At 44.2% G+C, this 556-nt stretch carries 1 protein-coding gene; it reads left to right on the forward strand.

Features of this window, described 5'->3' with window-relative positions:
• Window positions 1-556 (forward strand): Ig-like domain-containing protein (locus ULVI_RS15495; protein WP_197463464.1); only part of this gene is annotated, 556 nt, incomplete at both ends.

Genomic DNA, 556 nt, shown 5'->3' on the forward strand with positions numbered 1-556 from the left:
GTGTGATGATGGTACGCCAAGTGCCTGTGATCAAGCAACGGTATACCTAACGATCTCACCAAATGGAGACGGAAATGAGATCTTAGCGATCGATGATATTAACAATACGTATGTCAACACTCCTGTAAGTGGAGATGTAGGAACTAATGATGAGAATCCTGATGGTCCTGCCGATAGTGAGACGTATACTTTAATTACTGGCGCAACTAATGGTTCTGTCACCTTAAATCCTGACGGAACGTATACGTACACTCCGAATGCTGATTATGTAGGCGAGGATACCTTTGTGTATGAAGTGTGTGATGGTGGAAACCCATCGGCATGTGACCAGGCAACGGTTTATATTGAAGTATTGCCATTGAACGGACCAGATAACCAGGCTCCGATTGCCAATGCGGATACCAATACGACTTTGGTTGATACTCCAGTGAGTGGAACAGTACTTTCAAATGACTTTGATCCAGATGGAGATGAGATTACTGTAACGGACAATACGGATCCTGCTAACGGAACTGTTGTTGTGAATCCTGACGGAACGTACACGTATACACACGAA

The organism is Cochleicola gelatinilyticus, from assembly GCF_001637325.1.
Taxonomy (GTDB): domain Bacteria; phylum Bacteroidota; class Bacteroidia; order Flavobacteriales; family Flavobacteriaceae; genus Cochleicola; species Cochleicola gelatinilyticus.